This window comes from Pricia sp., from assembly GCF_041745955.1.
In the GTDB taxonomy this organism is placed as follows: Bacteria; Bacteroidota; Bacteroidia; order Flavobacteriales; family Flavobacteriaceae; genus Pricia.
This window is the reverse complement of the sequence record NZ_JBGTHY010000510.1, coordinates 1-5,070: the sequence shown is the minus strand read 5'-3', so window position 1 is coordinate 5,070 and position 5,070 is coordinate 1. Positions and strand designations below refer to the sequence as shown.

The following is a 5,070-nucleotide window of genomic DNA, read 5'->3' as shown; positions in this document are numbered from 1 at the left end:
GGACTAGAAATCAGCACAAAATAAAATGGGTGGTCGGTTACTTCCTCCCACCCGTAAAGATTGGTAACCCCTTCGTGTTCGGACGCTGGTTTTGAAGAACGGAGCGCATATATTTCGACTTTTGGGTGGATTTCACGCAAGACATGAATATGCTTCTGTGCGATAGAGCCCAAACCGATAATCAGTACTTTCATCCGTTAGCAGCTATAGCGTTATTTTGTTATGGGCCAAGAGATATTCCATAATATCGAAATCAATGGGCTCATCCAAATCAAAACAGACATGGTCCATTAAAAAAAGAAGGCTCCGCTCGGTAATAGCCGAGTTTAGGCCGTTTTCAAAGAAAAGCTTTCGGTAAAAATAGAACGACGCATTCATATCGTAAACTAGGGGTGCAGATTGCCTGGAACGACTATCACTAGGCTTCACCAACCTACAATACCCCTCTTCGTCAACCTCAACCACATTGAAATACGGATTTTTATGCGGTTTCGAAACCGAAAAAAGATTTAGGGCCTCTTTATCGGCCAACAATTTATCAAGCCCATCGTCCAAATCTTTTTGGGTTCTTAAAGGAGAAGTAATGTCAAGATCTAATAGGATATCGTATGTTTTTTTTAAGCTTGCCTCTTGATAATTCAGAATGTCGTTTAGTACGTCGATTTTGCCAACGGTATCGTTTGCCAAATAATCAGGTCTTACATATTCGGTGTTGAGACCATATTCGTTAGCAATCGAAATGATTTCAGCATCATCGGTGGAAAGGGCGATATCTACGCTTTTGCGGTTTTGGGCAAACTGTTGGGCGTGGTCAATAGAATATGCTAACAAAGGTTTACCGTTAAGCATCTTAATATTCTTTCCGGGAATGCCTTTTGAACCTCCTCTACCGCAAAGTGTTATTAGAATATTCATCAAAATTTGATTTGTTGCAGGTCTCTTTGCGCTTTTTCAAAATCTTCGTGCTTGCCGATATCGAGCCAGTATCCGGATAATGGGTATGAAATAATTTTTTTGCAATCTGCTATCAAGGCTTTCATCAAATCAGTCGCATCGAAAAAAGTGCTCTTCGGCAAATAGGACAAGGCGGATTTTTTAATTAGGTAAATCCCTCCATTAGAGTAATAAGTATACGTCGGTTTCTCCTTTAAACTTACGACATGTCCATTACTCGTTTCCAGTACACCGTACGGTATATTTACTTGATATGGAATGGTGACGACCGATAAATCAGCCTCCTGCTTTTTAAAATCTAAAAAAAAATGCTCATAATCGAGGTTGGTAAGAATATCTGAATTAGTCAACAAAACATAGTCATGTCGAAAGTCTTCGATTTTAGAAACGGCTCCGATAGTACCCATAGGTTCATTTTCCCAGACGTATTTAATATTGATGTTTTTTGACATACCGTTTCCAAAATAATCTTCAATTTGTTCCCCGAGGTACTTTACCGAAACCCAATAATCGTCAATCCCATATAAAGTCAAGCGGTCCAGATTATGCTCCATAATTGGTTTGCCACCGATTTTTAGCAAGGGTTTCGGGGTGTCTTCTGTCAAAGGTCTAAGACGAGACCCTATTCCACCTGCCATAATAACCGCATCTACCGGTAAATAGGATCGAAGCACCCTAAAATTAATAACATTGACAATTCTATTCTCGTGGTCGACTACGGGCAAGATTTTATATTGCCCTTCTCTATACTCGATGATTTTTTCGATATGTTGCTCCCCTTTTCGCACAAATTTCGGATTGTGCTGTATTACTTCATTTACGGTATTTTCAATAGAAATGCCCTTGATTAGCCCTCTTCTGATATCGCCGTCGGTCAACGAGCCCAACAAGACATCTTCCTTGTCGGCCACGAACAGGATAGCATCGCTAGCTAAGTCGTTTAACTTCACTAACGCCTGTTTCACCGTGCTTTCAGATAGAATAATGTGGTCTCTAAAGTTTCTCAAACGCTATGTTTTTTAAATCGTAAAATGTTTTTTTTGTCTTGGTGATATCAAATCTATGCAATTGTTTTACGATTTCTTCGGTGGTATGACCCTCTCCATAAAGATTCTTTTGGCTCTTAATTGATTTTCGGAAACATGGGTCTTGAGATTTGCTGATCGCTTCTGATATGGCTTTAAAGTTGGGCTCGCAATGAATGACACTATCCGGAGCCAACCTTCCCTTCTGCCGATCGCCTATATTTATTGTCGGGATTTTAAAATAGGGGACTTCCAATATACCGCTCGATGAGTTTCCGATTACAAAAGTAACATATTGAAGTGCGGAAAGATAACGCAACTGCCCTAAGGATGGAAAAGCTATTGCCTTGTCCGGATTTTTAGACACATAATCATCGATCATTTCAATGATAACTAGACCATCCCGATCTGAGTTGGGCTTGGTGAAAATTAAGGTGGTTTTTTCCAAACGGTCGAGTGCCTCTAGCAGTTCCCCAAACTGGAAGCTTGCCGTCGCATTTTCAAGCGTTACCGGATGAAAAGTAATCAATGCCGATTTTTTATCCAACGGTTTTGAAATGGACTTTTCAAAAGTTTTTTTATCGTAAAGCTCAAGCTTTCTTATACTATCTATACCTATTGCGCCTACATTGAAGACCCTATCGGGATGTTCCCCCAATTGTATCACACGGTTTCGATACGTTTCGGTCGAGGTAAAATGAAGTTGGCTCATTTTAGTCAGAGCGTGCCTAATGTATTCGTCATATGCGCCTTCCGTGGTCTCTCCTCCATGAATATGGGCGACAGGAATGTTCGCGATAACTGCTGCTATTACAGCCGATAAGATTTCGCTCCGATCGCCAAGAACCACCAAAATATCGGGTTTTATTTCATCAAAAACATCGGCGAAACCTATTAGAACCGTCCCCATTGCCTTAGTTACTGCTACCGAAGTATCCCCATCAAGACCGTCTTCTACCATGGCATCTATGGTAAAACCATCCTCTTCTATTTGTTTATAGGTATTCCCGAATTTGGGCGTCAGATGCATTCCTGTTACCAACAAAGAAAGCTGCATGCTTTTTTCGGATTCGATTGCGCTTAACAACGGCTTTAAAAGCCCATATTCGGCACGTGAACCGGTAACGACCGCAATTTTTCTCATATCAAATCGTCTTCGCTATAGTCCCTTGTTGCTTTTGTTCCAATTATTTCGTCCCATTGCATGGGAGAAATACCGGTTCCCGGCCGCTTAATGGTAAGGTTTTGTTCGGTAAAAACCTCCCCCTTGATAATGTTATTATTTGCCACTATGCTTTTTCTAGCGATGGCTTTGTTTTTCATTTCGCTCGGGCTCGGTTCTTTTTTACCATGGCCAAGTGAAAGTTCAATATTCCGTATGGCCTTGACCATGTCAATCAGTTCATTTGGCTCTAAGGATGCCCTATGATCGGGACCGGGCAAGGTTCGGTCAAGGGTAAAATGTTTTTCGATAACCGTAGCTCCCAATGCCACTGCCGCAATGGGCACTTCGATACCCAAGGTGTGATCCGAATACCCGATATTTACCCCCAATTTTTCTCCAATAGTGCCCATTGCCCGTAGATTGACATCTTCCATGGGTGTCGGATACTCGGTGTTACAATGTAATATGGTCACATTCTTTTTGTCGACACCCTCATGGAGTATAATATTCAGAGCGTCCTCTACCTCCTTTAAATCTGCCATTCCCGTAGAAATGATGATATTTTCCCCCAGAGAACCGATTTTCTTCAGATAGGGCAGATTGGTGATTTCACCAGATGGCACCTTGAACAATCGTATACCCAACTCGTAAAGAAAATCTAGACTATCAAGATCAAAGCCAGTGGACAAGAAATTTATCCCCTTCGATTTACAATAGGCAATAAGTTCAAAATGTTGGTCTTTGCTAAGTTCCAATCTTTGGAGCATCACCAATTGGGTGTCGGTAGCGTCTTTGGTGTTTTTTATTTGGTAATCTGCCTTTTGAGCGCTCTTGCTCACCAATTTTTTGGAATTGAAGGTCTGGAATTTCACATAATCTACGCCTGCTTCGGCGGCTACATCGATCAGTTTTTTGGCAAGCGCCATATCACCATTATGGTTTACCCCGGCCTCGGCAATTATTACTGTTTTATTCTTCATTTAGCTAATCATTTTACCTGGATTACCTACCCACGTCTGGCCATCAGGTATATTTCGAAGTATAACCGCTCCTGCTCCGATAACGACATCGTTACCGATAGTTACACCCTGCTTGATTACGGAATTGGCCCCCACAAAAACGTTGCTACCAACGGTGACATCACCGGCCAAAACCGCTCCCGGAGCGATATGCGTAAAATCACCTATTTTACATTCGTGTTCTATCAGAGCACCGCTATTCACGATACATCCTTTACCTATAACCGCCATACTATTGATTACTGCTTTTGGTGCGATAAGTGTGGAATCGCCAATTAACGCCATGGAAGAAACCGATGCGCTTGGGTCGACGAGTAGAATTTGATTTAACGCATTCGCTTCAATAAAATCTATGGTTTTTCTACGCAAGACATTTGAGCCAATGGATGCGAAAACATAGGCCTCCTTTGTTATTTTTTTAATGTTCGTTTCATGTTCGTACCCAAGAAAATGTAATCTGTAAGGGTCAATTACATTTTTTTTCGTATCAAAGTAACCTCTAATGGAAAAATCATTGGACAAGGCCACATCAATGACGGTATAAGCATGTCCGGAATACCCTAAAATGTATAATATTTTTGGAGCTGCTTCAATCAAAGTCCGCGCGTTTTTAAGTTATGTCGAATTATTTTAATAACGTATACAATCTTATAATGCTAAACATAATTAGAAGTTAGTGCAATTTTAGATAGATACAAAATTCCTGACAAAGCGTGTAAGCAAAGAAATCCGAATACTATTATTTTTTTTATGGATAGCGGTTCCTTAGCCAAAAGTTTCGGGGTCAAAAAAGACACCGTCGATAAAAATAATAGATAAGTGCAGATGACAGTTTGCCACATAAAGTTGCCATGGTTCATCCGCGGGCCAGTCTCTTTAACAAATGCAAAAATAGTAATCCCGAAAA

Annotated in this window: 5 protein-coding genes and 1 pseudogene; all 6 read right to left on the bottom strand. The window is 40.8% G+C overall.

Annotated features, from left to right (window positions below):
• Window positions 1-194: pseudogene (locus tag ACEW8S_RS18035) on the bottom strand (gfo/Idh/MocA family oxidoreductase); the annotation flags it as partial.
• A 10-nt stretch (window positions 195-204) separates the two neighbouring features.
• Window positions 205-915, bottom strand: a complete 711-nt coding sequence (locus ACEW8S_RS18030; RefSeq protein ID WP_373519500.1) for a cytidylyltransferase domain-containing protein — start codon at window positions 913-915, stop codon at window positions 205-207.
• Window positions 915-1,961 (bottom strand): nucleotidyltransferase family protein, encoded by a 1,047-nt coding sequence (locus ACEW8S_RS18025; protein ID WP_373519499.1) that lies wholly within the window; start codon window positions 1,959-1,961, stop codon window positions 915-917. Before ACEW8S_RS18025 ends, ACEW8S_RS18030 begins: the two co-directional genes overlap by 1 nt.
• Entirely contained in the window at window positions 1,948-3,123 is a 1,176-nt protein-coding gene (gene neuC, locus ACEW8S_RS18020) for a UDP-N-acetylglucosamine 2-epimerase (RefSeq protein ID WP_373519498.1), read from the bottom strand. Before neuC ends, ACEW8S_RS18025 begins: the two co-directional genes overlap by 14 nt.
• Window positions 3,120-4,124, bottom strand: a complete 1,005-nt coding sequence (neuB, locus tag ACEW8S_RS18015; RefSeq protein WP_373519497.1) for an N-acetylneuraminate synthase — start codon at window positions 4,122-4,124, stop codon at window positions 3,120-3,122. The genes neuC and neuB overlap by 4 nt, the downstream gene beginning before the upstream one ends.
• Window positions 4,125-4,760 (bottom strand): acetyltransferase, encoded by a 636-nt coding sequence (locus tag ACEW8S_RS18010; RefSeq protein ID WP_373519496.1) that lies wholly within the window; start codon window positions 4,758-4,760, stop codon window positions 4,125-4,127.
• Between the last annotated feature and the right edge of the window lie 310 nt (window positions 4,761-5,070).

What these genes read in the sequence shown, in the direction of transcription:
- neuB (WP_373519497.1), bottom strand. Translation starts at nt 4,124, where the DNA reads ATGAAGAATAAAACAGTAATAATTGCCGAGGCCGGGGTAAACCATAAT.
- neuC (WP_373519498.1), bottom strand. Translation starts at nt 3,123, where the DNA reads ATGAGAAAAATTGCGGTCGTTACCGGTTCACGTGCCGAATATGGGCTT.
- ACEW8S_RS18030 (WP_373519500.1), bottom strand. Translation starts at nt 915, where the DNA reads ATGAATATTCTAATAACACTTTGCGGTAGAGGAGGTTCAAAAGGCATT.